This window comes from Shewanella alkalitolerans, from assembly GCF_019457575.1.
Lineage (GTDB): Bacteria > Pseudomonadota > Gammaproteobacteria > Enterobacterales > Shewanellaceae > Shewanella > Shewanella loihica.
On the sequence record NZ_CP080422.1, the window covers coordinates 4,327,144 to 4,353,962 of the forward strand.

General features: G+C 56.1%; 25 protein-coding genes. 13 read left to right on the top strand and 12 right to left on the bottom strand.

Annotated elements, in window-relative coordinates:
- Window positions 1–33: 33 nt before the first annotated feature.
- From K0J45_RS18815 to K0J45_RS18845, 7 genes are all read right to left on the bottom strand, one after another.
- The gene (locus K0J45_RS18815) at window positions 34–1,206 is read right to left on the bottom strand and encodes an HD-GYP domain-containing protein (protein ID WP_220043670.1); all 1,173 of its coding nucleotides are present in this window, start codon (window positions 1,204–1,206) and stop codon (window positions 34–36) included.
- 239 nt (window positions 1,207–1,445) lie between these two features.
- On the bottom strand, window positions 1,446–1,652 hold the full coding sequence (locus tag K0J45_RS18820; RefSeq protein ID WP_220043671.1) for a hypothetical protein: 207 nt from the start codon (window positions 1,650–1,652) through the stop codon (window positions 1,446–1,448).
- Window positions 1,653–1,682: 30 nt separating this feature from the next.
- Window positions 1,683–2,420, bottom strand: coding sequence for a DNA-binding protein (locus K0J45_RS18825; RefSeq protein WP_220045360.1), 738 nt, complete (start codon window positions 2,418–2,420; stop codon window positions 1,683–1,685).
- Window positions 2,421–2,440: 20 nt separating this feature from the next.
- Window positions 2,441–2,980: a hypothetical protein gene (locus K0J45_RS18830; RefSeq protein WP_011867467.1), complete on the bottom strand. Its 540-nt coding sequence runs from the start codon at window positions 2,978–2,980 to the stop codon at window positions 2,441–2,443.
- A gap of 14 nt (window positions 2,981–2,994) precedes the next feature.
- Window positions 2,995–3,633 (bottom strand): energy-coupling factor transporter transmembrane component T, encoded by a 639-nt coding sequence (locus tag K0J45_RS18835; protein ID WP_220043672.1) that lies wholly within the window; start codon window positions 3,631–3,633, stop codon window positions 2,995–2,997.
- A gap of 22 nt (window positions 3,634–3,655) precedes the next feature.
- A complete protein-coding gene (locus K0J45_RS18840; RefSeq protein ID WP_220043673.1) occupies window positions 3,656–5,020 on the bottom strand; it encodes an ATP-binding cassette domain-containing protein in 1,365 nt (454 codons plus the stop codon).
- 9 nt (window positions 5,021–5,029) lie between these two features.
- A complete protein-coding gene (locus K0J45_RS18845; RefSeq protein WP_220043674.1) occupies window positions 5,030–7,267 on the bottom strand; it encodes a TonB-dependent receptor in 2,238 nt (745 codons plus the stop codon).
- A 390-nt stretch (window positions 7,268–7,657) separates the two neighbouring features.
- On the opposite strand from K0J45_RS18845, the gene K0J45_RS18850 reads away from it, so the two are divergent.
- Complete coding sequence (locus K0J45_RS18850; RefSeq protein WP_220043675.1) at window positions 7,658–9,016, top strand: isochorismate synthase; 1,359 nt, start codon at window positions 7,658–7,660, stop codon at window positions 9,014–9,016.
- Between the two features lies 1 nt (window position 9,017).
- Here the strand turns inward: K0J45_RS18850 and K0J45_RS18855 are convergent, their stop codons facing one another.
- On the bottom strand, window positions 9,018–9,773 hold the full coding sequence (locus tag K0J45_RS18855) for a substrate-binding periplasmic protein (protein WP_220043676.1): 756 nt from the start codon (window positions 9,771–9,773) through the stop codon (window positions 9,018–9,020).
- A gap of 236 nt (window positions 9,774–10,009) precedes the next feature.
- Between K0J45_RS18855 and K0J45_RS18860 the strand changes: the two genes are divergently transcribed.
- Both K0J45_RS18860 and K0J45_RS18865 read left to right on the top strand, forming a co-directional pair.
- Window positions 10,010–10,678 (top strand): 7-cyano-7-deazaguanine/7-aminomethyl-7-deazaguanine transporter, encoded by a 669-nt coding sequence (locus tag K0J45_RS18860; RefSeq protein ID WP_220043677.1) that lies wholly within the window; start codon window positions 10,010–10,012, stop codon window positions 10,676–10,678.
- Window positions 10,679–10,758: 80 nt separating this feature from the next.
- Window positions 10,759–11,220 (top strand): GNAT family N-acetyltransferase, encoded by a 462-nt coding sequence (locus K0J45_RS18865; RefSeq protein ID WP_220043678.1) that lies wholly within the window; start codon window positions 10,759–10,761, stop codon window positions 11,218–11,220.
- 272 nt (window positions 11,221–11,492) lie between these two features.
- Here K0J45_RS18865 and K0J45_RS18870 read toward each other — a convergent pair whose 3' ends face one another.
- Both K0J45_RS18870 and K0J45_RS18875 read right to left on the bottom strand, forming a co-directional pair.
- On the bottom strand, window positions 11,493–13,634 hold the full coding sequence (locus tag K0J45_RS18870; RefSeq protein WP_220043679.1) for a sensor histidine kinase: 2,142 nt from the start codon (window positions 13,632–13,634) through the stop codon (window positions 11,493–11,495).
- 2 nt (window positions 13,635–13,636) lie between these two features.
- On the bottom strand, window positions 13,637–15,067 hold the full coding sequence (locus K0J45_RS18875; protein WP_011867476.1) for a sigma-54-dependent transcriptional regulator: 1,431 nt from the start codon (window positions 15,065–15,067) through the stop codon (window positions 13,637–13,639).
- A gap of 232 nt (window positions 15,068–15,299) precedes the next feature.
- Between K0J45_RS18875 and K0J45_RS18880 the strand changes: the two genes are divergently transcribed.
- The 8 genes from K0J45_RS18880 to mutM all read left to right on the top strand — a co-directional run bounded on the left by K0J45_RS18880 (window position 15,300) and on the right by mutM (window position 22,324).
- A complete protein-coding gene (locus K0J45_RS18880; protein WP_220043680.1) occupies window positions 15,300–16,112 on the top strand; it encodes an ABC transporter substrate-binding protein in 813 nt (270 codons plus the stop codon).
- Window positions 16,109–16,816, top strand: coding sequence for an ABC transporter permease (locus K0J45_RS18885; protein WP_220043681.1), 708 nt, complete (start codon window positions 16,109–16,111; stop codon window positions 16,814–16,816). The genes K0J45_RS18880 and K0J45_RS18885 overlap by 4 nt, the downstream gene beginning before the upstream one ends.
- A 2-nt stretch (window positions 16,817–16,818) precedes the next feature.
- Window positions 16,819–17,535 (top strand): ABC transporter ATP-binding protein, encoded by a 717-nt coding sequence (locus K0J45_RS18890; RefSeq protein WP_220043682.1) that lies wholly within the window; start codon window positions 16,819–16,821, stop codon window positions 17,533–17,535.
- The gene (gene mobA / locus K0J45_RS18895; RefSeq protein WP_220043683.1) at window positions 17,519–18,109 is read left to right on the top strand and encodes a molybdenum cofactor guanylyltransferase MobA; all 591 of its coding nucleotides are present in this window, start codon (window positions 17,519–17,521) and stop codon (window positions 18,107–18,109) included. The genes K0J45_RS18890 and mobA overlap by 17 nt, the downstream gene beginning before the upstream one ends.
- A 14-nt stretch (window positions 18,110–18,123) precedes the next feature.
- Window positions 18,124–19,923: a bifunctional molybdopterin-guanine dinucleotide biosynthesis adaptor protein MobB/molybdopterin molybdotransferase MoeA gene (locus tag K0J45_RS18900; RefSeq protein ID WP_220043684.1), complete on the top strand. Its 1,800-nt coding sequence runs from the start codon at window positions 18,124–18,126 to the stop codon at window positions 19,921–19,923.
- Between the two features lie 59 nt (window positions 19,924–19,982).
- Complete coding sequence (gene moaA, locus K0J45_RS18905; protein WP_220043685.1) at window positions 19,983–20,969, top strand: GTP 3',8-cyclase MoaA; 987 nt, start codon at window positions 19,983–19,985, stop codon at window positions 20,967–20,969.
- A gap of 63 nt (window positions 20,970–21,032) precedes the next feature.
- The gene (locus K0J45_RS18910) at window positions 21,033–21,485 is read left to right on the top strand and encodes a hypothetical protein (protein ID WP_220043686.1); all 453 of its coding nucleotides are present in this window, start codon (window positions 21,033–21,035) and stop codon (window positions 21,483–21,485) included.
- Window positions 21,486–21,508: 23 nt separating this feature from the next.
- Window positions 21,509–22,324: a bifunctional DNA-formamidopyrimidine glycosylase/DNA-(apurinic or apyrimidinic site) lyase gene (gene mutM / locus K0J45_RS18915; RefSeq protein WP_144201311.1), complete on the top strand. Its 816-nt coding sequence runs from the start codon at window positions 21,509–21,511 to the stop codon at window positions 22,322–22,324.
- 124 nt (window positions 22,325–22,448) lie between these two features.
- On the opposite strand, the gene K0J45_RS18920 is transcribed toward mutM, so the two are convergent.
- Window positions 22,449–23,954 (bottom strand): capsule assembly Wzi family protein, encoded by a 1,506-nt coding sequence (locus tag K0J45_RS18920; RefSeq protein ID WP_220043687.1) that lies wholly within the window; start codon window positions 23,952–23,954, stop codon window positions 22,449–22,451.
- Window positions 23,955–23,964: 10 nt separating this feature from the next.
- Window positions 23,965–24,441, bottom strand: a complete 477-nt coding sequence (coaD, locus tag K0J45_RS18925) for a pantetheine-phosphate adenylyltransferase (RefSeq protein WP_011867486.1) — start codon at window positions 24,439–24,441, stop codon at window positions 23,965–23,967.
- Between the two features lie 324 nt (window positions 24,442–24,765).
- Between coaD and K0J45_RS18930 the strand changes: the two genes are divergently transcribed.
- Both K0J45_RS18930 and rfaD read left to right on the top strand, forming a co-directional pair.
- Entirely contained in the window at window positions 24,766–25,800 is a 1,035-nt protein-coding gene (locus tag K0J45_RS18930; RefSeq protein ID WP_220043688.1) for a glycosyltransferase family 9 protein, read from the top strand.
- 51 nt (window positions 25,801–25,851) lie between these two features.
- Complete coding sequence (gene rfaD / locus K0J45_RS18935) at window positions 25,852–26,805, top strand: ADP-glyceromanno-heptose 6-epimerase (protein ID WP_220043689.1); 954 nt, start codon at window positions 25,852–25,854, stop codon at window positions 26,803–26,805.
- The last annotated feature ends 14 nt before the right edge of the window (window positions 26,806–26,819 follow it).

A 26,819-nucleotide genomic window follows, 5' to 3' on the forward strand; every position in this document is an offset into this window, starting at 1 on the left:
AGCGCGCAAATCCGGTGAAACCTTGATGCCTGATCAGTAGAAAGGCGTAGGATCCACATCCAAACTGCTGGGCGACACGCCGCGCTCGATGAAGAGATCCGATTTAAGCAGATCCACCATGGTCACCTCGGTGTAATGCTTATGCTTCACCGAATAGAAGGTCTTGAGCACGGGATGCAGGGCGTCTCTGTCTTTCGCCTCCCAGACGATGCCAATCCGACCGTCGGAGAGCTGCACCAGTGAACCCACGGGGTATATACCGACACAGCGGATAAACTCATAAACCAGCTTCTCATCCAGATGGAAGGGGGTCAGGCTGAGGAGAATCTTAAAGGCGGCAGCCGGGCTCATCGCCTCCTTGTAGCAGCGGGTCGCGGTCAGGGCGTCGAAGATATCCACGATACAGCTCATACGGCCATGGAGGGAGATCTCCTCCCCTTGCAGACCATTGGGATAGCCCTTGCCATCTAGCTTCTCGTGGTGCATCAGACAGACGTCGCGGCTGATCTGCGACAGATCCTCTGTCTCGGCCAGGATCTCCTGGGCATAGACCTGATGCAGCTTCATATGCTCAAACTCTTCCGGCGTCAGGCGCCCCGGCTTGTGCAGTATGCGATTATTGACGCGCACCTTGCCGATATCGTGCAAGATACCGCCCACAGCCAACTGTTTGAGCACGCTACGCTTGAGCTTGAGGTAGCGACCAAAGGTCACCAGCAGGAAGGCCACATTGATGGAGTGTTCCAGCAGGTAGGCATCTTTGGAGCGCAGGGCCGAGATACACTTGAAGGCGTCGGCATCAAGCATGACGGATTCGAGCATCTTATCCGCCAGCGCCTCGAAGGGCTCTACCTTGACCGCCTTACCCTCGAAGGTCTCGGACAAGACCTTCTTGACCAGATCTTTCGCCTCACTCATCAGGCGTTTGGCCTTCTCCTGGGACTGATCCCGGGTCAGGCGTATTATCTTCTCTGGCTCTTGTTTCGGCCTGAGTCCACACTCTGGCGCCGACCTTTCTACGTCGACCCAGACATACTCGATACCGTTGCGCACCAGCTTATCTATGGCTTGTCGATCTTTAATCTGTCCCGGATTGGTGATATTGACTCTTCCCTGATGATCGATAGCCGCAACATACATACCCAGCGCCAAGTTTGGCACCGGCACCTTCATGACATCCGCTTTTTCGTTCACACTTTCGGTCATACCGCGTTCCCAAAAAATCACCCGGTTTTCGCATCCGCTCCTTTTTAGCCTAGTCTAAATCCCTTAGCTTCGGTGCGATTGCCTGTGAAAACACTGTGATAGGAGGAAATTATAGTATGCCTGGGCGCGGCAGAACGCCAGAGGCCGGCGAGGATAGTTTCAGGCTGAAAGCCGATTTATACCTATTTTCAGGCCCCGAAAATGAGGCAAGTTTTTGTAAAGCAAAGACTAATATACTGCTACAAGAAGGTACACTCGATGGCGTCGATCAACCAACGACGACGGGCACAATTGACGCAGGAACGCTCGATATCATCCACCTGCTCATCTTCATCGTCGGCGATGAAGCCGTCGCACCCGGCCGCCAGTTGCCGCGAGGCGGCATAGTCTTCCTCAGCTAGGGTCAGTTGCCAACGCCCCTGACGTAGTTCAAATGCTTGCTGCATGCTATTCCTCATCGATTTAGCAGTGGGCCGTTAATAGTGTTTCAGCTGCTGCTTGAGGGCGTTGCGCCAGCGGCCCTGCTCCTCATACACCAGTAGAGAGACCTGATGATCCCGATAAACGGCCTTGACCTTGCCAGACAGATAGAGGGGCGTCTTGAAGCAGAGCTGCTCGCCGCTATCGCTGAGCACACGGTCGACGCCAGTCAGCTCGATCACCTCACCGACCGAGAGTGACACCTCGCCCGCCTCTAGCCCGGGCAGGTTAAACTGCCCCTTGATACGACCATCGTTGCCCTGCAACCTAAGCCCCAGTCCCGCGAGGGCGCCTATGATCCCCTGCCCAGTGCCGCCATGTTCGCTCAGATGTATGCCAAGCTGCTCGGCCAGGGCGTAGGCTTGCGCCTTGGTCTTCACCTCCTCCTTCGCCTGCTCGCCGAAGGCGATGAGCGCCTCACGATCGCATGAATGATGTAGATCCAGCAGGGCAATGCCGGGGTCGGCGGCTGCGGCGCTCTCGCTACGCAGATGGGCCACGGCTATTGCTAAGATCTCATCCTGAGACTTAGCGGTGCGCACCTGAAAACACATGGCGCTGTTGTGTGAGGTGTAGGGAATATCAGGGTGCACATAGAGCTGATGCCTAGTCACGAAGGCGCAGCGACTCAGGTGGTTGTCGCTCAGCAGATGTGCTATCTCCTCGGCGATCTCCCCGGTTCCCTTGGTGCCGATATCGTCGGTATCGTCGATGCACACCAACCAAGATCTCAACCCAGATGCTCTCACCATGCTTATATCTCCTCTCTATCAATCAGATCGTGGCTGCGCAGTCGCTCCAGTACGGGCGGCACCAACATGGCCGCCAACAGGGCGAAGAAGCTGCCAAACAACAAGCTCTTACCAAACTGCAGCGCCACCACTTGGGTGCTCAGCCCCGCCAGCAGCCCCTCGATCAGCCCCTTGCTAGCCCAGGCCAAGGTGCCCACCAACGCCAGTATGATGCAGCGCCACTTGAGCGCCAGCAGGCTGGGCAGAAGTAGCAGACAGATATCCATGGCGATGGCCGGCAGGCCAAACTTCACCAGCAGGAAGGGACCACCCTTACCCACGCCCAGGGTCATGGCCATCATGCCCGCCAGCAGGCCACACAGGCTGATGGCACCGCGTTTACCGACTGCGCCATAGCAAATTAAGTAGAAGAAGCTCATCAGGAACATGGAATGTCCCGACAGCCCCAGCTTCAGCCTCAGCATCCCCTTCAGCGCCACCAGCAGGGTGGCACAGAAGCCGATAAACAGGGCGTCATTTAGGTTGAATCCTTTATTGTTCATACGCTTGGTTCTCACTAATAGGGCCAGTGGGTCGGCTTGGGATGACGACCAAACTGGCGCAGCCTGGCCGCTGTGGCCATCTGCTTGGATAGTTTTAACAGCTGGATCAGCAGCGGATAGAGCACGCAGTAGATCAGCTCGCGCCAATGCTTGGGACGCCACAACGACTTGAGGCGAATGTTGGCGCCGCGCATCACCTGCATCTGATAGATCTCCCGCGTCTCCTGCCCTAGGTAAGGCAAGATGCCGAAACAGGCGGCCAGCACGAAGGCCCACTTGTGGGGCAGACAGAAGCTGAGCACCTCGCCGATTCGCTGGGGCGAGCAGGCCACCGACAGCCACCAGCCGGGGATCATGGCCATCAAGATACGGCACACGGCGATAATCCCCTCGGGTAGACGCTCGAGTCCGTGCAGCAACAGATAGAGCAGGCTAGTGATCGCCAACTGACTGGTGAAGATCACCAGCAGCCCTCTGAGTCGCCCCCCCAGGTAACGACCCTGTATCAGCAACAGCAAGTTCGCCAAGCCCAGGTAATGCAGCCATGACTGGGGCAACAGGAAGGCGCAACTGGAGAGCCCCAAAGCGAGCAGGATAGCGAGCGCGCACCAGCGGGTGTCGTTAACCGCGAAGTGGCGTTTTGTACGGCGCACTCCTGGCGCACGTACGCCGCGTCTAGCCCACACGAGAATATGCCTGTGGCGAGGCCGAGAGTGATTCGAGACGGCCATCCACCACCCGCCAGAGGCGATCCACCGGCAGCGCCGCAATCGGCCTGTGACTGGCGATCACCAGGGCGGTGCTCCGACGGCTCAGCTCCATCAGCAGCGCCACTATCTTGTCGGTGAAATGCTCATCCAGCCCGGCGAAGGGATCATCCAGCAGCAGTAGCTTGGGCCTGAGACAGGCGAGCGACGCCAGGGCGATCAGATGCTGCTGACCGTAGGAGAGCGTATGAGGCGAGTGCCTCGCCAATGTAGTCAACCCAAGTTGCCCCAGAAGTTCGATGGCCCGCTCCAGCGGCAAACCGAAACGCTTGAGGCTAAACTGCATCTCTTCGATCACTGTATTTTCAAACAGCTGCCGACTCGGCCGCTGGTGCAGCAAGGCCAGGTCGGCGCCGAAGCGTCCCAACTTGGGCTTCTTGCCAAACACCTTTATGCCCAAGGGATCGATATCCGCCTGGATACCGGCCAGACTCTTGAGCAGGGTACTCTTGCCGCAGCCGTTGTCGCCCACCAAGGCGGCAATCTCACCGGGGAAGAGCAGCAGGGAGTCGGCGTCGAACAGCTTCTGGCGCTCGCAAAAGGCCAGGGTAAAGCCATGGCTGTCGATGACGGCGCTGCCCTGCGGCCAGGCCGGCGACTCACGCCAACTTACCTGCTCCGAAGTCGCTTCACACTCCGCCGGCGCTAACGCCTGCAGCTGGCCCTGACTGAGCTGCCATCTGTGGGTGACCAGATCCTTGAAGACGCCTCTGTGATGCTCGACGATCAACAGGGCCACGCCCTGCTGCTTGAGCTGATTGAGCACGGCCGACAGCTCTGCTACCCCCTGATCGTCCAGCTGTGCCCAGGGCTCGTCAAGCAGCAAGAGGTCCGGCTCGAGCACCAGCTGGGCGGCGATCATCAGGCGATAGCGCTGTCCCAGCGACAGGCTGGCGATGGGCGTGTCCAGGCTGATATAGAGACCGACCCGTCTTAGGGCTGAGCGCACCTGCAGCAGCATCTCACTGCTGGCGACACCTAAGTTTTCCAGGGCGAAGGCCACTTCGGCCCCCAGCGTCTGGCGCAGTAGCTGCACATTGGGGTCCTGCATCACCACGCCCAGGGTAGCTCCCTCGGTGATCTCGCGCTCCCCTTCCCAGGGACGCTCCAGGATCCCCAGCAGCAGCTTGAGCAGAGTCGACTTACCACAGCCGGTGTAGCCGTGGATCAGGTGACACTCGCCGGCAGCTATGGTCAGATTGAGACCCTCAAACAGCGGCTGCGCCGCTGTCTGGAAGTTAAAATGGATCTGACTGAGTCGCACCAGGGCCATGGTTTATGCCTATAGCTGCCAGTTCACGCCCAGGAACAGCTGACGACCCGCTTGGGGTAGCCCCTCGCTCTGATAGTAACGCTCATCGAGCAGGTTAGTGGCTCTGAGGTAGACAGACAGGGCGTCACCCGCGATAGGCTGGCTCAGCTTGAGATCCACCAGTGTGTAGTCATCCAGCGACTTCTCCACCAGCTGTTTCTGACCGGCCACCTTCTCTTCGGTGTGGAACACCTGGCCCATGATGTGCTCGATATTCAGATTGATGCGGGTCGCAAAGCTAAACTCGTAATCCGCCTGCAGCCTGAATTGATGACGCGGACGGTACTCTAAGGTATCCAGACCCGGCGCCGCATCCTTGTCTTCGCTATCGAGGAAGCTGTAGCCGAAGCTCAGCGACAGGTTATCGATGCTCTGATCACGTACCAGGAAGTCGACCCCCTTGAACTGATAGCGGCCCATGTTCTGATAGATGCCATCGACATCCTTGGCGATATAGTTGTCCGCATCCGTGTAGTAGGCCGCCAGGCTCAGATCTGTGTTGCTACCCAGCCCCTGTGCCAGACTCAGCTCCAGGTGCTTTGAGGTCTCAGATTGCAGATCTTGATTACCCGACGAGAGTGAGTAGAGGTTGCGCATCGATGGGAAACGTACCTTACGGGCCACTCCTAGGTTGAGACGAGTCGCGTCGGCGGCCTGCCAGTAGGCTGAAGCCTGCGCCGAGTAGTCGGACTCATCTTCGCGCACACGTTGTTGCTCGTGTAAGGCGCCGCCCAGGCTGGCACCGATACTATCCTGTTGATACTGATATTCCGCCGCCAGGGTGTAGAGCCAGGACGAATCGTCGAATGACTCGGCGCCGCCAGAGCCATTACCACCGCCCGTGCCGCCGCCAGTACCTGAACCAGAACCGCCACCTGTGCCAGATCCACTACCCGAACCAGTTCCACTGCCTGAACCCGAACCGCTACCGGTTCCCGAGCCTGAACCGCCCCCAGTACCTGAGCCCGAACCACCTCCAGTTCCTGATCCTGAGCCGCTGCCAGAGCCAGTGCCTGAGCCACTACCAGATCCACTACCTGAACCACTACCTGAACCACTGCCAGAACCACTGCCGGTGCCACTTCCAGAACCAGTAGTGTCGGTATCTATCTGATTACTCTCTGACTCCCAGCTCTGGTGCTCGGCGATCAGGGCGCCGGTCAGCAGGTGACCCTTATCGAAGTCGGCGATCAGCTGCAGGTTACCGCCGCTGACCACAGAGCGGCCGTCCAGGCTCTGCTGCAGGCCGGCGAAACTGTCATCCAGATAACGATTTTCCAGCACGTCAGACTGATTCTGATAGATGAAGCCCCTCAGGGTCAGCAGCTCGTTGAATCTGTGGGCCAGGCCCAGTTGCACCGTATGGGCATCGTAGTCGTCGACGCGTTCAAACTTGGCCTTGCCAGAGGTGGTGCCATCGACGGCGGGCTTGCCCCACTCGCCGCTACGCAGGCTGAGGTTTGCCATCAGCTGGGTATTGTCCGACAGCCAGTAGCTGCCCTGGGCAAATAGGTTGTTGATCGTCTTGTCGCTGTTGAAACGGGTATCACCCTGCTGCGTCTCGGTATCAGGCTGATCGCCAGACACAGGCCAGCCATCGGTCTGCTGACGCGACAGCGACACCAGCCCCTGCCAGCGATCGCCCGAGCCCGCCACTGTGACGTCGCCGTTGAAGGTATCGTTTTCGCCGCCCTCTAGATGGCCGGAGAAACCGGGCACATCGGCGCCCTGTTTAGTGCGGATGTTGATCACGCCGCCGGCGCCGCCCGGACCATAGAGCACAGAGGTTGGGCCCATGGAGACGGTGACCGAGGCGATCTGGCTGGCAGGCACCACGCTAGGATCGAACTGACCATCTTCGGCACCGTTGGCGGGTACACCGTTGATCAGATAGATGACGTGTCTGGCCTTAAAGCCGCGCACATCGACCCTGGGCGTGCCCTGGCCACCGGTACGCACATAGACGCCGGGGGCATTCTTTAGTACCTCGTCCAGGCTCTGGGCACCCATGGCCTGAATTTCATCGGCGCTGATGGTCCAGCTACTCGTGGTCTGTTGCAGCGGCGTCGGCTTCTCGCCGGTCACCACTATGACTTCGGCCACATCTAAAATGGGCTCGTGTTTGACTTCCTCGGCCATGACCAGAGGACTGGCGGCAACCGCGGCTGCCACGAGTGATAATTTGAGACTGATTGGTTTGTTTTTCATGTTTTCATCGCTGTGTCATTTCCCTATGGCCGTCATTCTTCCGGCTTACACCTGTAGCAACAAGCTAACGAAAACCAAAAACAAACCCAGATCGACAAATTTGAACAAATGCCGCGGTGACGACGATAGACAAGGGACATTTTGTCCAGTGTAAAACCTTGATTAGACAAAAATACACAGGCTTGAAATGCTTCCGAAAAAACTGACAAATCTCTCTTTTCTTGGACAAGCTCACAGCTTAACCGCCTGTAACTTGACAGCTAACAGTCGGCACATTAATTTGTGGTAAAGATTCTTATTACCAATTCAGATAAGTCTCACATTCGCCGCGTTTGATGTCCTTAACCCGCCCTCAAACTCACGCACTTTTTTACCAGGTTGGAGTATTTCTTGAGCGTTTCCTCGCTGCCACAGGCCATACAATCCTTATCCCGCAAACTCGAAAAACTCGACATACACCCACAGGGTGAGCCGATCATTCAGTTGTCGGTGACGGCCTGTGTGATGCCGATGATCGCCTGGATCGCCAGCCAACCTTGCTACCCCAGGATCTACTGGCATGGCCGCGACACACAGGAAGAGGTCGCCGCCCTGGGGTGCTGTAAAGATTTCATCTTCGAAGATGCGGTAGACGACAACCAGCTTTCCCAGGCCTATCAGACCCAGAGGTCACTCTCGACTAATCAGGAGATACGCTACTACGGCGGCGTGGCCTTCGATCGTCATACCGAGTGTTGGCCCGAGTATGGCCGCGCCCATTTCATCCTGCCTAGGGTCGAGCTGAGACGCAGCGGCGATGAATACAAGCTGCTGGTCAATCTCAATGTCGAATCCGGCGATATCGAGCAGGAGCGCACCCTGGCGCTGCAGGCCCTTGCCGCTTTGGTACCGCCCAAGCCGCTGGCGCCACCGAACAAGATACAACTGCTGAGCCGCAGTGATCGTCCCAACAAACTACGCTGGCACGAGCTGGTCAATCAGGTCACCCATGACAGGTTTATTCAGGACACGCCTAAGGTAGTGCTGTCCCGTCTGACCCAGCTCGAGGTGAACGAGAAGGTCGATCCCTGGATGCTGCTGGCCAGCTGGCAGGGTCGCAACCAGAACAGTTTTCAGTTTGGCTTTCAGTTCAGCCCTGAGAGCGCCTTTATCTCCTGCACGCCGGAGCGTCTCTACCGACGTCGCCAGCGCGAGGTATTTACCGAGGCCTTAGCGGGCACCACCACACGCGGACTCAACGAGGCCGAAGACGCCATGCTGGCGCAGCAGCTGCTGGACGACACCAAGAACAGCCATGAGAACCAGCTGGTGCGCGAACATATCGTCGATGCCCTGACCCCGCTGAGCAACTATGTGGGTGCCGATGAACTGGCCAAGGTGTTTAAGCTGAGCCACATCCAGCATCTGCACAGGGCCATTCGCGCCGAACTCAAACCAGGAGTGAACGATTTTCAGATCCTGCAGGCCCTGCACCCCACCCCTGCCGTGGGCGGTCTGCCTAAGGCATCGGCCATCAACTTTATTCGCCAGCGCGAAGGCTACACCCGTGGCTGGTATGCCGGTGCCTGTGGCTACTTCAACAAGTATGAGAGCGAGTTTGCGGTGGCGATTCGTAGTGCGCTGATCGAACCCGGACGCATCAACTTGTTTGCCGGTGCGGGGATCGTCTCAGGCTCTGAAGCCGAGGCGGAATGGCACGAGCTGGAGAATAAGCTCAAGACCATAATGTCTATTCTGACCGAAGTATAATTTAATTGGCTAGTGGCACCCGGACGCGATAGCTGATGTTGGCCTGAAACAGCCTGTCCAGCTCGCCACTCTCGGCCATGCGCGCCATGGCGCCGTTGAAGATCGCCTTCAGACGCTTGCCCTTAGGCGTCTGAGGAAAGACGAAAAACACCTCTGGATTCAACACGTTTTCCTTTATCACATACTGCTGCGGCCGATTCAGCTGGCTGGCGAGCCCCTGCAGTGAACGCTTATAGTCGAGCACGGCGTCTATCTTGCCGTTGTTGACATGGTTGAGCATCTGCAGCAGATCGCTGCCCTCCTCGTAATACATGGGCACCTTGATGAAGGTGTCGTAGCGATACTCCAGCATCGCCTTCACCTTCTTCTTTTTCAGGCTGTTGATATCCTGCCAGATGGCCGCCAGCTCGGGGGTGAGGGCCGCGTCCACCTGATCGACCTCTACCGGCAGATCGCAGTAATAGTCGGGTTTGACTTCGTCGATATAGAAGCCCAGCCCCACATCGACCTTTTGTTGCTGCACCATATAGAGGGCGCGGGAGAAAGGCACGAAATCTATCGAAATTTTCCACTTGGGGGCGGGGAAGGCGCTTTGCAGCAGCGCGAGATAATAGCCCTTGCCATCGGGCGTGCTGTAGCCGGGCCAGTTGCCGGTCACGACAGTGATCTCTTCCACCTCTTCGGATGCGGCGCGCCAGGGCGTGCTCACTAGCAGACAGGTGCACAAGATGACCACAAGATAACGCCAAGATCTCATCGGCCCCCTCCTCGAAATCATGGTGATAGTCCACCAAGTGTAGCCTCTTTATGTGGTCCAAGCGGGAGCCGGGCAGAGAAAACGGCGCAAAATCCTTGCTCATTTGGTCTTAATGACTATAATTTGCCGCCCTGTCTCCCGGCCAACCCTGGAAGACGGCTAACCGAGGCGTAAGCCTTATCCAGTTTCTAAGCGGGTTCCCTCACCCCGCGTTAACCCATTAAAAAGGCCACAAGATGTTAATGTTATCCCAAGCGCAGATTCAGCGTGCGCTACTGCTGCTCGTCAGCTTTCATATTGCCATTATCACAGCAAGTAACTACCTGGTTCAGCTACCCTTCCAGCTATTTGGTTTTCATACCACCTGGGGCGCCTTCAGCTTTCCCTTCGTCTATCTGGCCACAGATTTGACGGTGAGAATCTTCGGCCAACAGTCGGCGCGTAAGATCATTCTCAGAGCCATGATACCTGCACTGTTGATCTCCTACCTGATCGGCGTGCTCTTCCATCAGGGTAGCTTTCAGGGTAGCGAGGCTTTGGTGCAGTTCAACAACTTCGTGTTTCGTATCGCCTTCGCCAGCTTCGCCGCCTACTTGGTGGGCCAGCTGATGGATATTACCGTGTTCGCCCGCCTCAGACAGGCCAAGGCCTGGTGGGTCGCACCTGCAGCCTCGACGGTTATCGGCAACCTTATCGATACCCTGGTCTTCTTCAGCGTGGCCTTCTATGCCTCGAGCGATCCCTTCATGGCCGAGCACTGGATGGAGATCGCCAGCGTCGACTATGGCTTCAAGCTGATCGTCAGCCTGGGGCTCTTCCTGCCCGCCTACGGCGTCTTACTCAGGGTATTGCAGGAGCGAATTTTGCGAGAAGGCCAGACAAAATCGCAAAGCAAACTGGCCTGACCAGTTGATTTGTACTATCATCGCGGCACTCAAATTTTCACCAGTGCCGCCTTGCTAGCGACAAACTTTGGAGAGCCAAGATGTACACCACAAGTATCGAGCATCACACCCAGCTGAGCGATGAGCTCATCGACACCCTGATTGGCCTGAGCCAGGAGGTGCCCGAATTCGACGGCCGTCATCAGGCTGAAGACTATCAAGCGCGCCTCAGCGACAAGACCTTTCTGGTACAGCTGATCCGCATCGAGGGCGAGCTGGCGGGCTACAAGATAGGCTATAGTGAGACCAATGGTGAGTTCTACAGCTGGCTGGGCGCCATTCTGCCAGAGTTTCGTCAGCTCGGGCTGGCCAAGGCATTGATGCAAGATCAGGAGCGCTGGGCCAAGACCCAAGGTTTCAACACCCTGGCGGTGAAGACCTATAACCGCTTCGCCAACATGTTGCAGCTGCTGATCCAGCAGGGCTACAAGATAGCCGGGTTGGAAAATACCGCGACAAATATCGATGATAACAAGTTGGTTTTAAACAAATTACTGAACTAGAGCCTGTTGATCGTGAATCTTTACACGATAAAAGCTTGCAAACCTAAATGATAATTATTACTATTTAGATGCGTTCCAAAACTCAGTCTGTTTTAAGCACTTCATCTCTGCTTACTATGATGAGTTCGCAAGCACAACATTGCTCACACACTCTTTGTGGCCGGAATATTAGTATTCCGGCTCTTTTTTTCTCTGAAGCCCAGGCTTATAAGGCCTGCCAGGGAATCTTTACGAATCCCTAAGCCTTACCAATCACTAAACCTTACGAATCCCTATGCCTCTCGCGCCTTCTTATCCAGCGCACTGGAGAAATGCAGCCCCTCGTAGGGCGGATTGAACTGATCGTCGATCGCCTTGTGGTACAGGCCTATGGTAAACAGGGTGCCCTTACCGACCGTGGAGCTGACCTCTATGGTGCCGCCTATCCGCTTGATAATGCCGTAGCTCAGGGAAAGCCCAAGACCGGTACCGTCCTGACGCGTGGTGTAGAAAGGATCGAAGATGCGCCCCAGCTGTTCCTCGGGGATCCCCTTACCCTCATCTTCCACCTCTATCTTGACCCCTATGGGCTCACCGCCCTGGACCCAGTCATAGGTGCGGATCCAGATGCGTCCCTGTCCGTCCATGGCGTGGGCGGCATTAACCACCAGGTTGATCAGCACCTGCAGTAGCTGAGGACGATTTACCTCGATAGGATAACTGGCGTTGAGATCCTGGATCAGCACCACCTCCTGCTTCTTGATAGAGTGGCGCACCAGGATGGCCATCTCCTCGACGATCGGCGTGAGCTGATGCATCTCCAGCGGCGCATTAAATTCGCCGGGGCGGCTATATTGCAGCAGGCTACGAATGATGGTGCTGATGCGCCCCACCTGCTCGATGACGATATCTATCTCTTCCTCGACATCCTCGGCCTTGTCGCCCAGCTCAGACTTGAGCAGCTCCATGTTACCTAAGATAACCGCCGTGGGGTTGTTAATCTCATGAGCGATCCCCGCCGTCAGCTCACCCAGGGCGGTCAGCTTCTCATTGGTCACCAGTTGCTGGCGAGTCTCGTTGAGCAGGGCCACGTTACGCTGCAACTCCTCAGTCTTCTCCTGCAGGCTGCGGGTACGCTCCTCGACCTTGACCTCAAGCTGCTCTGCCGCCGCCTGGATCTGCGAGTTGCGTCGCTGCAACAGGTCCAGCATGCGGTCGAACTGTTCGGCCAGATTCGCCAGCTCGTTGTCGCGCTCCAGCCCCAAGGACCCGATTCTCAGGTTACGGCCCGATTGCACCGCCTTCACCACATGGTGAATACGCTCGATCGGCTGCAGGAGGCTGTAGGCGCCGCGGTAGACCAGCAGGCCAGAGACCAGCAGCACCAACATGAGGATAGTGCCCAGCTCTATGATGTTCAGCAGGTAGTTATGAATAAAGGGAGATTCGGAAAATCCGGTGTAGATCATACCGATACGCTCACCGCGAATATCCTTGAGCGGTGCATAGGCGGAGATAAACCAGTCGTTGTAGACGAAGGCGCGGTCGACCCACAGCAGGCCCTGCACCAACACCTTCTGCCGCACCTCTTCCGACACCAGACTACCGAGCGCGCGGCCGCGCTTCTCGCTATCCTGGGGGAAGAAGTTCAGCGGCACGTTAGTGCTGATGCGGGTGTTGTCGAGGAAGATGGTTACCGTGCCGATGGAGCGCTCCGGCAGCGTGCCCTTGTCATAAACCAGGTCACGAATATGGTCCACGATGCGAATATCGCGATTAAGCAAGATGCCACCGTCCAGATACCAGCCCACTGTGCCATCACTGCCCAGGATCGGCAGTAGGCTGCGGCTGAGCATGCCGCGCTTCTCCACATCCTTGCTCGGCTTCTGGGATCTTGGGGTGTCCACCAAGGTGATCACCGCCTCCTGCTCCAGGTTGGGCGCCAAACGGGCCAGACGCTGGGGCTGCAACACCATTAAACCCGAGAAGGGCTGATTGTCCTGTATCTTGGGCAGCATCACCCTCAAATCAGGGTCTTGGGCCGCCTCGGAGACGCTGATCAGCCTGAGGAAATCCAGGTCGAGCTCGGCCTGCTTCTGCTTGAGCAGCTCGGCCAGCTGAGCTCTGGCGGCCTTGCTGTCGGCATCGAGATCGCGAAATTCGTTTTGAAACTCCCAGGAGGCGCGCACCAACTCGAGCTGGTCTTCCTGCTTCTCCTGCACAGAGATCAATGTGTTGCTGGCCACCGTCAGGTCGGCCTTCACCTTCATGAAGAGCTGTTTGCCCGTGTAGCTGATGTTCCAGTAAATGGTGATGAATACCAGGCTCACCAAGGTTAGCAAGATGGGCAGCAGGGTGAGGATCAGGATGCGATAACGCACCTTGGCCTGCAGCTGCTGCCAGTTGACACCAAAGAGACGCGAGAAAAAAGACACGGTTATTCTTCCTCGAGATGATTGAGTTCGAACCACTCTTTATATTTACGATCCAGTGTCTTACGGGAAACCCCGAGATCGCGCGCGGCGGCAGACTTGTTCCCCTGATGCAGGTCGACCACTGAGGTCACATGGTGTTTCTCAACTTCCTTGAGCGACCAGTCCAGCGGATAACCCAGCTCGCCGGTTGCCTCTGATTTAGGCTGCTGTTTCCAGTACTCGGCCGGCGGCTTACCCAGCAGGATACAACGCTCAATCATGTTGCGCAGCTCACGGATGTTGCCCGGCCACTCATGCTGTTGCAGCTTGAGCATATCCTCGTGGCTCCACACCACCTCTTTAACCCCCAGCTCGGCGGCCAATAGGCGGGTGAAGTGATGGGTCAGCTCCACCACATCTTCGGGGCGCTCCCGCAGCGGTGGGATCACTATGTCTAATACGTTGAGTCGATAGAAGAGATCGCGCCTGAAGTTACCGGCCTCCACCTCGTCCGCCAGCTTGCGGTTGGTGGCCGCCAGCACCCGGACATCGATATTGATCTCCTTCTCGCTGCCCACGGGCCGTATGGTGCGCTGCTCCAGCACCCTCAGCAGGGCCGTCTGCATCTTGAGCGGCATCTCGCCTATCTCGTCTAGGAAGATGGTGCCGCCCGAGGCGAAGCTGAACAAACCTTCACGGTTGCCCTTGGCGCCGGTGAAGGAACCGGCCGCATGACCAAAGAGTTCACTCTCCAGCAGTTCGGGGGCGATGGCGCCACAGTTGACCGGTACAAAGGGTCCCTGACGACCGCTGAGCAGATGCAACTGTCTGGCCACCAGCTCCTTACCCGTGCCCGATTCGCCTTCGATCAGGATCACCGCATTGGTGGGCGCCACCCTTTCGATCACATGTTTCACCTCCATCATGGCATCGCTGCTGCCTATGATGGTGGAGGATTGGCCGATGGAGACCTCGCGGCGCAGCATGAGGTTTTCGCGCTTGAGCAGGCGACGTTCGATGCAGCGGTCAACCGCCTTCATCATCTGCTCCAGGTGGAAGGGCTTCATAATAAAGTCAGAGGCGCCGGCACGCAGCGCCTTGATGGCCACGTCCATATCGGCATAGCCCGTCATGAAGATGATGTCTGAGCGCCGCTCCTGATCGCTCAGGGCCTCGTCCCACTCTATGCCGGAACGGCCCGGCAGGCGGATATCGACGATCAGCAGATCGAAGTGACAGCGGCTCCGAAGCTGCTCGGCATCTTCGACGCTACCTGCGGTTTCCACCAGGGCGAACTTCTTCGACAGCGCCTTCTTCAGGAAGCTGCGCATGCCCGGCTCATCGTCGACGATAAGCACAGATACGGCGGATGGTAGGGGCTTCATCTCTTTATTAGGCTGGCTCATATTGTCTTCTTTTGGACATTTTGACTCATATTGAACAGATTCTAGCATCAAACCTCGGCCAATTGGTCACCCTGAACCAGTAGAATCGCGCTCTGGGACATTATGTCTGGCGATAATTTGCCGAGCTTGCGATCTGCTTCACACTTTGTTGGCAACTTGTGAGCTTTTTTTGCAGATAATGGATTTGGCACTGTTTTTGCTGAAACAGAGTCGTTATTCACACAATAATCCGCGTGATCCCGGCAACATCACGCAAACCAGCAGATGCCAAGGAGCAAAAATGCTAAAGCTAAAATCAATCCTCAGCCTAGCGATCGTCGCCAGTGCCCTTACGCTAACCTCTGCCCAGGCAGAAGAGGTCATTAAACTGGCCACCACCACCAGCACAGAAAACTCTGGTCTACTCAAGCACCTACTGCCTAAGTTCGAGCAGGAGTCTGGCTACAAGGTACAGGTAATTGCAACAGGTACTGGTAAGGCCCTCAAGCTGGCTCGCCAGGGCGACGTGGACGTGGTGATGACTCACGCCCCAGCTGCCGAAGCCAAATTCGTTAACGAAGGCTACGGCATTCTGCCACGCGGCATCATGGAAAACGATTTTGTGATCTTGGGCCCGAAAAATGACCCAGCGAAGATCCGTAGCAGTAAGACAGCCGAAGAGGCCTTTGCTAAAATAGCCGACTCTGGCGCGGGCTTCGTCTCTCGCGGTGACAACTCTGGTACCAACATGAAAGAGTTGATCATCTGGAAAGGCGCTAAGGTTGAGCCAACATTTAACGGCTACCGCGCCGTGGGCCAAGGCATGGGTAAGACGCTGCTGATGGCAAACGAGCTACAGGCCTACACACTGTCTGACCGCGGTACCTTCGTTGCCTACAAGGCGAAGTTAGATCTCGCGGTTGATTATGATGGCGGTAAGACACTGGCTAATCCTTATCAAATCATGTTGATCAACCCTGAGAAATACCCAGATCTGAACCACAAAGGTGCTAAGGCGCTGAGTGACTGGCTGATCGGCAATGAAGCCCAAGGCATGATTAACAGCTACACCGTACAGGGTGAGCAACTATTTAAGGCAACATATAGCGAATGAGTGAAGGCTGGTTAGCCCTAATACAGCAGGCGTTGAGCCTGCTGTTTTCATTAGATCCCGATGTTTGGTCTATCGTCAGCGTCTCCTTTTCTGTCTCTTTTGCGGCGCTGGCGATCACCCTAATTCCCTCTATGGTACTGGGCTTCGTGCTGGCCTTCGCCCGTTTTCCGGGACGCTGGTTTGCCACAAACCTGGTACAGACGACCCAATCTATCCCCACAGTGGTGATCGGCCTCTTGGTCTATCTGATGCTTACCCGCATGGGTCCCCTGGGGGATCTTAAATGGCTATTTACCCAGAAAGGCATGATACTGGGACAGATGATGATCTGCGCCCCCGTGTTAATCGCCATGAGTCAGGCCGCCTTTACCAGCGTGGACAAGCGTGCCTGGGAAACCTCTCGCACCTTAGGTGCCTCCTGGCTGCGCTCCGTCTGGCTGGTATGCCGCGAACTCAAGGTGCCGCTGTTGATGGCCATAGTAGCGGCCTTTAGCCGCATTCTCACCGAGGTGGGCTGTTCCATGATGGTGGGCGGCAATATTGCCGGCGTCACCCGAAATATCCCCACCGCCATCGCCCTGGAAACCAGTAAGGGCGATTTCGCCCAGGCTATCGCCCTGGGACTGGTACTGCTTATCCTGGCCTTAGTGCTCAACTTCACGCTCGGCACCCTCAGAGGTAGAGCCGAACCTAGGAGCCTTTAATCATGGTCAAGATCATCGCCAACAACATAGAGATGCGCTTCGGCAGCCGCCTGCTGTACCGTTTCGATCGCCTCAGCCTGGCCCAGCACCAGACCATACACCTGCAGGGCGACAACGGCAGCGGCAAGACTACACTGATGAAGATGCTGGCAGGCCTGCAGGCACCCAGCCAGGGCGAGATCCACACAGAAGGTTTTAGCCCAACGCCATGGTGGCGCCGTAACCCCTTGCTGGGCAAGGCGGTCTATCTGCATCAACACCCCTATCTGTTTGATGGCAGCGTGGCCTACAACCTCAACTATGTGCAGCCCTTTTGCGACATGACGGAGCAGGAGATCGCCTCGCGCACCCAGACGGCTATCGAGATGGCGCAGCTGGGCAGCCTGCTCAACCAGAGAGCCGCCAGCCTCTCCGGCGGCGAGCGCCAACGCCTGGCCATCGCCCGCGCCTGGATCATGCGTCCACGCCTGCTGATGCTGGACGAGCCGACCTCCAACATGGACAAGCTGTCTCAGCAGCTGGTGCTGACCATGGTCAGCCATCTGAAACAGCAGGGCACAGGCATGTTGATCAGCAGCCATCAGAGCTGTTCGCTCACCGGCCTGTGCGAGCAGATCTGGCAGATCCAGGCACAAGCCATTCAGGTAAGCCCATCGACCATTGATGAGCGCCCTTTCACCCCATCACAGCAGGAGCTGAGATATGTCACCGCAAATTGATGCCGTGATCCTTGCCGGCGGCATGGCCAGACGCATGGGCGGCAACGATAAGGGACTGGTCGAACTCAACGATCAGCCGATGATAAAACACGCAATCGACAGGATAAAACCTCAGGTTAAGCAGATCCTGATCAACGCAAATCGCAACCAGAATCGCTATGCTGAGTTTGGTTACCCAGTATTGAGTGACGAAGACTCGGGTTATTTAGGGCCGCTGGCCGGCATGATCACGGCGATGGGGCAGACCCAGGCCGACTACCTTCTGGTAGTCCCCTGCGACTGCCCGCTGCTGCCGATGGATCTGGTGCAGCGTATGCTGGCGGCGATCACCGCAGAAGACGCTGAGATGGCGGTAGCCAGCGATGGCAAGCGAGAGCAACCTGTGGTGTTACTGATGAAGCCCGCACTGCGAGGATCGATGAAGGCCTTCTTAGATGCCGGCGAGCGTAAGATCGATTTCTGGTACGCCAAGCACCACTGCGTCGTGTGTGACTTCTCCGATCAGCCCAACGCCTTCGTGAACGTCAACACGCCAGAACAAAAACAACAACTTTCCGAGGCAATTGCCCACTAAAAATAGAGGTGTACATGAGCGTACCGTTTAACAATCCACTGCCGATCCCCGTCCTCGGATTTTGCGCCTACAGTGGCACAGGCAAGACGACCCTGCTGAAGAAGCTGATCCCCGAACTCAATCGTCGAGGCCTGCGGCTAGCCGTTGTCAAACATGCTCATCACAACTTCGATGTGGATATTCCCGGCAAGGACAGCTTTGAAATGCGCAAGGCCGGTGCCCGCCAGATGCTGGTCGCCTCCCATGTGCGTTGGGCGCTGATGACAGAAGATCCGGTTGATGAGGCGCCCGAGCTGCCTCATCTGCTGGCGCAAATTGAGGCCGACAAGGTGGATATCGTCCTGGTAGAGGGCTTCAAGAAGCTGGCCCTGCCTAAGGTCGAGCTACACCGCGCCGCCCACGGCAAGCCCTTTATCCATACCCATGACGAGCACATTCAGGCCATCGCCTGCTGCGACGATACCGAGCTACCATCAGACCTTAGACGCCTAGATATCAACGATGTGGGCCAGATAGCCGACTTCGTCATCGAATACGCCAACAACTGGCGCCCCTGCACACCATCGCTCCCCCTCGCGCCCGAGTGCGGCTGCGAGCTGGACACCAGCAAGACGCTATCGGTGAGACAGGGAATAGACAAGATCCTCTCCTACGTCACACCTGTATCGACCAGCGAAGAGGTCGCCATCGACGACAGCACTGACAGGGTATTGGCCCAAGATGCCATCTCGCCGGTGGACGTGCCCCAGCACACCAACTCGGCGATGGATGGCTTCGCGTTTGCCTACTCAGACCCCATGTTAGACAGCTACACTCTGGTAGGCGATGTGATGGCCGGTCATAGCTATCAGGGCACACTCAACCCAGGTGAAGCCGTGCGCATCATGACAGGTGCCCCCATGCCGGACGGCGCCGATACGGTGCAGATGAAGGAGATGGCAGAAGATCGCGGCGACAGCGTCAGCTTCCAAGGCAACATCAGCATGGGGCAACACGTGCGCCAAGCCGGTGAAGACATCGCCAAGGATCACACCGCCCTGAGCGCCGGACACAGACTCAAGGCCGCCCATCAAGGCATGCTAGCCTCACTGGGCTTCGGCAAGCTACCCGTATATCGCCGTCCTAAGGTCGCCGTCTTCTCCACTGGCGACGAGGTGTGCCAACCGGGCGAGCCCTTAAAGCCAAACTGCATCTACGACTCCAACCGCTTCACCATCAAGTCCATGGCGAAACAGCTGGGTTGTGAGGTGATCGATCTCGGCATCCTGGAAGATAACGAATCAGCCCTGGTCGACGCCCTACAAGGCGCGGCGCAGCAAGCCGATGTGGTGATAAGTTCAGGCGGCGTCTCGGTCGGCGATGCCGACTTTATCAAGTTGGCGCTGGCCAAGGTGGGACAGATCAACTTCTGGCGCATCAACATGCGTCCGGGCAGACCCCTGGCCTTTGGTCAGATTGGTGACAGCCTATTCTTCGGCCTGCCGGGTAACCCAGTTGCCGTGATGGTCTCCTTCATGCAATTTGTTCAGCCTGCGCTGCGCAAGCTGGCGGGCGAACTGGATTGGACGCCGACCTTAGTGCCCGCCATCGCCGACTGCACCCTACGTAGCCGCACCGGCCGCACCGAGTTTACCCGCGGCGTCTATCATCTGGGCGCTGACGGCCGCCTGCATGTGACCAGCACAGGTGCCCAGGGTTCGGGCATGTTGAGCTCAATGGTGAAGGGTAACTGCCTTATCGTGATCGCCGAAAAAGACGAACAGCTCAACGTGGGTGATACCGTTTATATTCAACCCTTTGCCGATCTCTTATAGTCGACAATGGATTAGCTAGGCGGGTGAGACGAACTCCCCGCCGCCGTAGGTGATTCTGTATGAGTTTGATAGTCGATACCTTTGGCCGCACCGTGGAATATCTGCGTCTCTCGGTGACTGACAGATGCGATTTTCGCTGTGTCTACTGCATGAGTGAAGACCCCTGCTTCCTCGACAGAGAGCAGGTGCTCAGCCTGGAGGAGCTGGCCTGGATAGGTCAGGCCTTTACCGAACTTGGGGTGAAGAAGATCCGCCTTACCGGCGGTGAGCCCCTGGTGCGCACCGATTGTGACCAGTTAGTTAAGCTGCTGGGGCGACTCCCCGGCCTCAAAGAGCTGTCCATGACCACCAATGGCTCACGCCTGAGCAAGTTTGCCGGCAAGATGCATGAGGCGGGCCTGAGCCGGCTCAACATCAGCCTGGATACCCTGAAACCCGAGCTATTTACCCAGTTGACCCGCAACGGCAACCTGGAGCGGGTGATCCAGGGGATCGATGCCGCCAAGGCCGCAGGCTTCAGCCGCATCAAGATCAACGCCGTGATCCTGCGTGGCCAAAATGACGACGAGGTGCTGGATCTGATCGAGTTTTGCCGCGAGCGCGAACTGGATATCGCCTTCATCGAGGAGATGCCACTAGGTGTCATCGACGAACGCAAGAAGAGTCGTCACTGCAGCAGCGACGAGGTCAAGGCGATCATCAGCCAGCGCTATCCACTCAGTGTGTCTGACAAGCGTACCGGCGGCCCGGCCCGCTACTACACCATGCCAGGCAGCAAGATACATGTGGGTTTCATCTCGCCCCACAGCAACAACTTCTGCCACGAGTGCAACCGGGTAAGAGTCACAGTAGAAGGACGTTTGCTTCTCTGTCTGGGTAACGAAAACTCGGTGGACCTCAAGGCGATCGTCAGGCAGTATCCCGGTGATATCGAGCGCCTGAAGCAGGCGATTCTCGAGGCGATCAAGCTCAAGCCCAAGGAACATCACTTCGGCCCAGAGGGCGAAACCCAGATCCTGCGCTTCATGAATGCCACCGGCGGCTAATGCCCTGGGCCATTTTCGGTGATAGACTCTGACACATCTGATATTGAATGAGTCTGACTCGAGATGGCCCTGACCCGAAGAAAATGGAATAACATCATCATCTTCGCCTCCATCGCCATGGTGGCGATACTCACCTTTTTGGAACGTCACCGCCAAGCGATCCCGGAAGATGCCCAGCCCCTCTTCGATCAACAGGCGCCCCTGTTTCAGCTGCAATATGACGATCTCTGGCTCGCCCAGCAGGGCTTCGGCTGGCAGTGTGACCCTCAGGTGCTCAACTGTCGGCAATGGGCAGAGGCCTGGAGTGGTATCCTGGTCTCGCCAATCGCCAAACCCTCTGGCTTAGCCACGCCCGCCCATGAGTTGGTGATCCAGATCCGCGACATAGAGACGCCACAGCTCTGGCTCATCTATCCCGAGGAGGGACTGTTGAGCTCACCGGCCGGTAACTGGTACCGGATCCCGCCGAGCCTGCGCCCGTCATTGCAGCCGATCCTCAGACTCGATAATCCCTAAACTAGCGAAACGAAGAGACATCTATGCCCGAACTCCCCGAAGTCGAAGTAACCCGCCAAGGGATCTCCCCCCACCTGCTCGATCAGCAGGTCACAGGATTAACCGTGCGTAACGCCTCCCTGCGCTGGCCCGTCCCCGAGGTTGCCCAGCAGATAGTCGGACAGACTATCAGAGGCATACGTCGCCGCGCCAAATACCTGCTGCTGGATACCGATGCCGGCACCACCATAGTCCACCTCGGCATGTCGGGCAGCCTGCGGATCCTGCCCAAGTCGACGCCGGTGGAGAAGCATGACCATATCGATCTGGAACTGGCCAGCGGCAAGGTGCTCAGGTTTAACGATCCCAGACGCTTCGGCGCCTGGCTCTGGTGCGAGCTGCCCGAAGCCGCCCACCCCTTGCTGGCCAAGTTAGGCCCAGAACCCCTGCAATCGGGCTTCAATGTCGACTATCTGGCCAAGGCCCTGGAAGGTAAGAAGAAGGCGGTCAAACTCTGCCTGATGGACAATCATATCGTGGTGGGCGTAGGGAATATCTATGCCAACGAGGCCCTGTTTGCCGCCGGCATACACCCACAGGCCGAGGCGGGACGAATCGATAGGGAGCGGCTCACGGTACTGGTTGCCGAGGTGAAACAGATTTTGGCCCAGGCGATCAAACAGGGCGGTACTACGCTCAAAGACTTCACCAACGCCGATGGCAAACCCGGTTATTTCGCCCAGAAGCTACATGTCTATGGCCGCGGCGGCGAGACCTGCACCCAATGCGGCAATCTGCTGAGCGAGATCAAACTCGGGCAAAGGGCCACTGTCTTCTGCGGCCTGTGTCAGCCACGCTAGGACCTGCTTAGATAAACCAACCTGAGCAACTCCCTGTCGCAAAAAGCAAAAAGGCTGACAAGATGTCAGCCTTTTTCTTTACTCGTTTTCAGCTAAAGCCTTAGTTAAACACCTTTTCTAAACATTAGAAGCGATACTCATAGCTGCCGAACAGGGTCGCATTGGTATCCTTGTCATCGGCCTCAAATTCTGACTGAGACACAGTGCCACCCAGGCTCATCATCCCCTTCCAGATTGGCAGACGATAGCTGAGCTCCAGCATCAGCAGATCTTCCTTACGTGGCTTGGGAGCCCAACCATTATTGACCGTCTTACCATCCTTGTTTAACTGAGCGAAACGCAGCAGAGAGGTGAAACCATGGCTGTTGGCAAACTGACCGATAAGCCCAAGCACATAGACGTTGGCATCGCTGTCATAGGTACTACCAAGCGAGCGGCCATAGTAGCGCGAGCCACTCTTATAGGTGGTGTGCTCATAGAAGCAGTTGAAGACATTCTGATCCTCGCCACAGGCCACCATGGTATCCGAGTACTCGAAGAAGAGCTTATACTGCTGAGAGTCGAACTCGAAACGGGTATCGGCGCCAAACAGCTTGGCGCAGTCGGCCAGATCCCAGGGCATAGGGCCGCTCGAGTCTTCACAGGTGCGTTCTAAGTAGAGGCCTACCGGAATATCGAACCAGGTATCGGCGTAACGAATATCAAAGCCCGCCATCTGGTTGCCTATCTTAGACTCCAGAGCAGGGTCACAGCTGGCCTCACCGTTCACACAGGTGGTATTACCGGCGATGGCATCGAACAGGGTCGATAGGCCGCACTCCTCGCCCTCGCCACAGAACATGGTGGTCCAGGAGATGCCCATCTCTAACTGTCTGAAGGGGCGTATGGTGCCGCGGAAGTTCCACAGCAATGGATTGGCGACGGCGCGCTCCTCTTCCAGATAGCTGATGCCGGTTGTCAGTGTCCAGGGGCCAATCCAGGAGAGCCATGGCGTCTCGAACGCCGCCGCATTGTTGCGGCTCAGCATCAGGCTAGGCAGCGGACGGGCATTGTTGGAGCGATGCAGGGCGGTATCGAATCCCGGTCCCCACCATTGATCCACGGCGCCGGCGGTGACCATCCAGTTACCCAGGGCAACGGCAAAATAGGAGTCATCCAGGCGCACCTCTTTCTCGTCCATGGGATCATAGTGAGCCGAGGCCGCGACTTTGAAGGCAAATCTGTCACCCAGATACTCGTGGGACGCCTGCACCTCTGCCTTCTCGCGATAGTCGGAACCGAAATGCTGGAATCGGGCTGGATCGCTGCCGCCAGCCAGCTTGATGCGGCTGTTACCACGATTCTCAACCGCATTGCGGTAGTAGAAGTTCACCCGGGCAAACGCCGTGGCGAGACCAGGCGAGAGCACCGAGGGTTCCACCTTACTCAGATCGCTCCCAATACCCGACCACATCAGGGGATAGGTATTGACGGGCACAGTGATCACACCGGCATCGGCGAGGGCCTGAATGTCGGCTCTGAGATAGATATCGGACACATCGACCCAGGGGGCCGCATGGGCTAAGGAGGTGATCATCAGACCTAAGGCCGCGACGCCTCCAACAACATAAGCGCGAATTTTTTCCATCATAACGGGCAAATTAATCCTTTTTTTGCAGCGCTTTGGCTACTTCTTCATGCACAAATTGACTGACATCACCACCATGTAATGCCACTTCTTTCACCAGCGTCGAAGAGATAAACGAGTTCTCTTCGGCCGGGGTTAAAAAAACGCTCTCAAGATCGGCGCTCAGGCGCCTGTTCATGTTGGCGAGCTGAAACTCATATTCGAAATCAGATACCGCACGCAGGCCACGCACTAGGACGCTGGCATTCTGCTCCTTGGCAAAATCCACCAGCAGGCCGCTAAAGCCCACCACCTCGACGTTGTCCAGATGCTCGGTCACCCTTTTGACCAACTTTACCCTCTCCTCCAGGCTGAATCTTGGCTGCTTAGAGGGGTTGGCGGCGATGCCTATCACCACCTGTTTGAACAACTTCGCCGCACGCTCGATAAGGTCCGTATGACCGTTTGTGACGGGGTCGAATGTTCCAGGATAAATCGCTTTCGTGTGCATGGCTCGCAGTCTTTAGTTAATGGCGGAATTGCGCCTAGTTTAACGAGTTTCCCCCCCAGATTGAACCACTGGCATCGAATTGTATGACGGAGCCATAGGAGCATCGAGTGAGTTCTTGTACCCCAAAATCACCCCAAATCTAGTATTTAATATCACCTGTAATACTGTCAGATATTAACGCTCTGAAAGCAGGAAGAAAACACAGACCTAAGGCATTTAAATTGGTATACTAACAAGTCATTTTTCGTGAGTGTACCATTGATTTTCACATCTTAATGTGAAGCTTCAAGCTAACACTTAAGTTTGTAATGAGTTGATTATTATATGTTAAAAAGAGTTTTGGTCATCAAACACGATAAAATTGGCGATTTCGTCCTAATGTGGCCTGCACTGTATTTGCTCAGACATGCTTTACCACAAGCCAGTATCGAAATGTTTGTATCTCCTGCAGTAAAACCATTTGCTGAGGTATGCCCCTATATCGACCATGTCATTGTCGATAACGGCAACGATGAAGCTATTGGAGTGGCAATCGCTGCAAGGCAATATGATGCAATTCTCATCTCTCAATCCGAATACCGTATTTATAAGATTTTACGCAACCTTGACGTTGCCTATAAACTCGCCCCTAAACATAACTGGTACCAATATCTCTATAAGCACAGAGCCAACGTTCAATATCAAAAAGGAGAACCATGTTGGCGCGGTGCCTGTTTATTGGTAGAGCACTTCCTTACTCACTATGGTTACAGAATTCCAACGCTTCCCAAACAATATTGGGATAAACAAGTCGCGCGAGACAAATGGCAAGCCTATTACGGACAATCGGCAGATGAAAGGTTAATTTTCGCTCATCCAGGTACAGGCGGTTCTTCCGGTGCTCTCGCGCCTGATGATTTTGCCAACCTATTAACACAAATAAACGCCAATACTAAAGTCGACTGTAAGTTTGTACTTACCTTTAATGGTGACGAAGAAGCATTAGCACAGATAATCAATGAACACTTACAGGCCAATAGTGTCAAAGTGGTGATGGCCAAACCACTAGCAAGTCTAGCGGATTTTGCCGAATCACTTGTCGCTGCGGATATGTTTATCGCTGGTTCGACGGGCCCACTTCATATCGCTGGGCTACATGATGTGCCAACTGTAGGGTTTTATGCGGGAAGGCGTTCGGCCCCAAAGATACGTTGGCAAACTTTGACCCAGAGCCACAAACGTCTAGCCTTTACACCACCGGTTGGCAAAAAAACTGGCCGAAATATGGCATTAATTGATTTTGACGCTGCGGCATATGAAATCGCCCAATTCTTAGATACCTTTTATGGTGAGCCCCAAAGTCTCACCACAGATTTATAGCATATCGCGACTCGAATTCATTTCAGATCGCCCGAATATTGGAAAATAGTTATGATAATAGTCACAGGTGCAGCAGGCTTCATCGGTAGCAACATAGTTAAAGCGCTCAATAACTTAGGACGCACAGATATTATCGCCGTAGACGACCTGACCGACGGCACCAAGATGTTTAACCTGGCCGACTGTGAAATTGCCGACTATCTGGATAAAGCCGACTTCATCGAGCAAATCGTCCAGGGTCAGTTCGATGGCAAGGTCGAAGTGATCTTCCATCAGGGTGCCTGCTCGTCGACCACAGAGTGGGACGGCAAGTTCATGATGGCCAACAACTACGAGTATTCCAAGACACTGCTCCACTTCTGCGAGCGTAACGGCAGCCAGTTTATCTACGCCTCATCGGCTTCTGTCTATGGCGGCAGCGATAAGTTTATCGAGCAGCGGGAACTGGAGAAGCCTCTCAACGTCTACGCCTACTCCAAGTTCCTGTTCGACCAATATGTCAGACAGCACAGCTTCACCACTCAGGTAGCTGGCCTACGTTACTTCAACGTCTATGGGCCTAGGGAGCAACACAAGGGCGGCATGGCCAGCGTGGCCTTCCACTTCAACAACCAGATCAAGGCGAGCGGCATCTGTCGCCTGTTCCAAGGCCACGACGGCTTCGAAGATGGCAAGCAGCTGAGAGACTTCGTCTACGTGGAAGATGTGGTCAAGGTCAACCTCTGGCTTTGGCAAAACCCAGGGATCTCAGGAGTATACAACTGTGGTACGGGTCAGGCACAGAGCTTCAACGACGTGGCCAATGCAGTGATCGCCTATCATGGTAAGGGAGACATTGAATATATTCCCTTCCCGGATAAGCTAAAGGGCGCCTATCAGAGCTATACCCAGGCCGACCTCACGCAGCTTAGAGCCGCCGGATATACCCAGGCCTTTAAGACAGTCGAGCAAGGAGTCCCAGAATATCTGGACTGGCTGGCTGCACAGCACTTCATCGGTCAGTAAACTAGCTTAGAGAG

Coding starts and splice junctions, on each gene's coding strand:
- K0J45_RS18815 (WP_220043670.1), bottom strand. CDS start 1,206: ATGACCGAAAGTGTGAACGAAAAAGCGGATGTCATGAAGGTGCCGGTG.
- K0J45_RS18820 (WP_220043671.1), bottom strand. CDS start 1,652: ATGCAGCAAGCATTTGAACTACGTCAGGGGCGTTGGCAACTGACCCTA.
- K0J45_RS18830 (WP_011867467.1), bottom strand. CDS start 2,980: ATGAACAATAAAGGATTCAACCTAAATGACGCCCTGTTTATCGGCTTC.
- K0J45_RS18840 (WP_220043673.1), bottom strand. CDS start 5,020: ATGGCCCTGGTGCGACTCAGTCAGATCCATTTTAACTTCCAGACAGCG.
- K0J45_RS18845 (WP_220043674.1), bottom strand. CDS start 7,267: ATGAAAAACAAACCAATCAGTCTCAAATTATCACTCGTGGCAGCCGCG.
- K0J45_RS18855 (WP_220043676.1), bottom strand. CDS start 9,773: ATGAGATCTTGGCGTTATCTTGTGGTCATCTTGTGCACCTGTCTGCTA.
- K0J45_RS18860 (WP_220043677.1), top strand. CDS start 10,010: ATGTTAATGTTATCCCAAGCGCAGATTCAGCGTGCGCTACTGCTGCTC.
- K0J45_RS18865 (WP_220043678.1), top strand. CDS start 10,759: ATGTACACCACAAGTATCGAGCATCACACCCAGCTGAGCGATGAGCTC.
- K0J45_RS18875 (WP_011867476.1), bottom strand. CDS start 15,067: ATGCTAGAATCTGTTCAATATGAGTCAAAATGTCCAAAAGAAGACAAT.
- K0J45_RS18880 (WP_220043680.1), top strand. CDS start 15,300: ATGCTAAAGCTAAAATCAATCCTCAGCCTAGCGATCGTCGCCAGTGCC.
- K0J45_RS18885 (WP_220043681.1), top strand. CDS start 16,109: ATGAGTGAAGGCTGGTTAGCCCTAATACAGCAGGCGTTGAGCCTGCTG.
- K0J45_RS18890 (WP_220043682.1), top strand. CDS start 16,819: ATGGTCAAGATCATCGCCAACAACATAGAGATGCGCTTCGGCAGCCGC.
- mobA (WP_220043683.1), top strand. CDS start 17,519: ATGTCACCGCAAATTGATGCCGTGATCCTTGCCGGCGGCATGGCCAGA.
- K0J45_RS18900 (WP_220043684.1), top strand. CDS start 18,124: ATGAGCGTACCGTTTAACAATCCACTGCCGATCCCCGTCCTCGGATTT.
- moaA (WP_220043685.1), top strand. CDS start 19,983: ATGAGTTTGATAGTCGATACCTTTGGCCGCACCGTGGAATATCTGCGT.
- K0J45_RS18910 (WP_220043686.1), top strand. CDS start 21,033: ATGGCCCTGACCCGAAGAAAATGGAATAACATCATCATCTTCGCCTCC.
- mutM (WP_144201311.1), top strand. CDS start 21,509: ATGCCCGAACTCCCCGAAGTCGAAGTAACCCGCCAAGGGATCTCCCCC.
- K0J45_RS18920 (WP_220043687.1), bottom strand. CDS start 23,954: ATGATGGAAAAAATTCGCGCTTATGTTGTTGGAGGCGTCGCGGCCTTA.
- coaD (WP_011867486.1), bottom strand. CDS start 24,441: ATGCACACGAAAGCGATTTATCCTGGAACATTCGACCCCGTCACAAAC.
- K0J45_RS18930 (WP_220043688.1), top strand. CDS start 24,766: ATGTTAAAAAGAGTTTTGGTCATCAAACACGATAAAATTGGCGATTTC.
- rfaD (WP_220043689.1), top strand. CDS start 25,852: ATGATAATAGTCACAGGTGCAGCAGGCTTCATCGGTAGCAACATAGTT.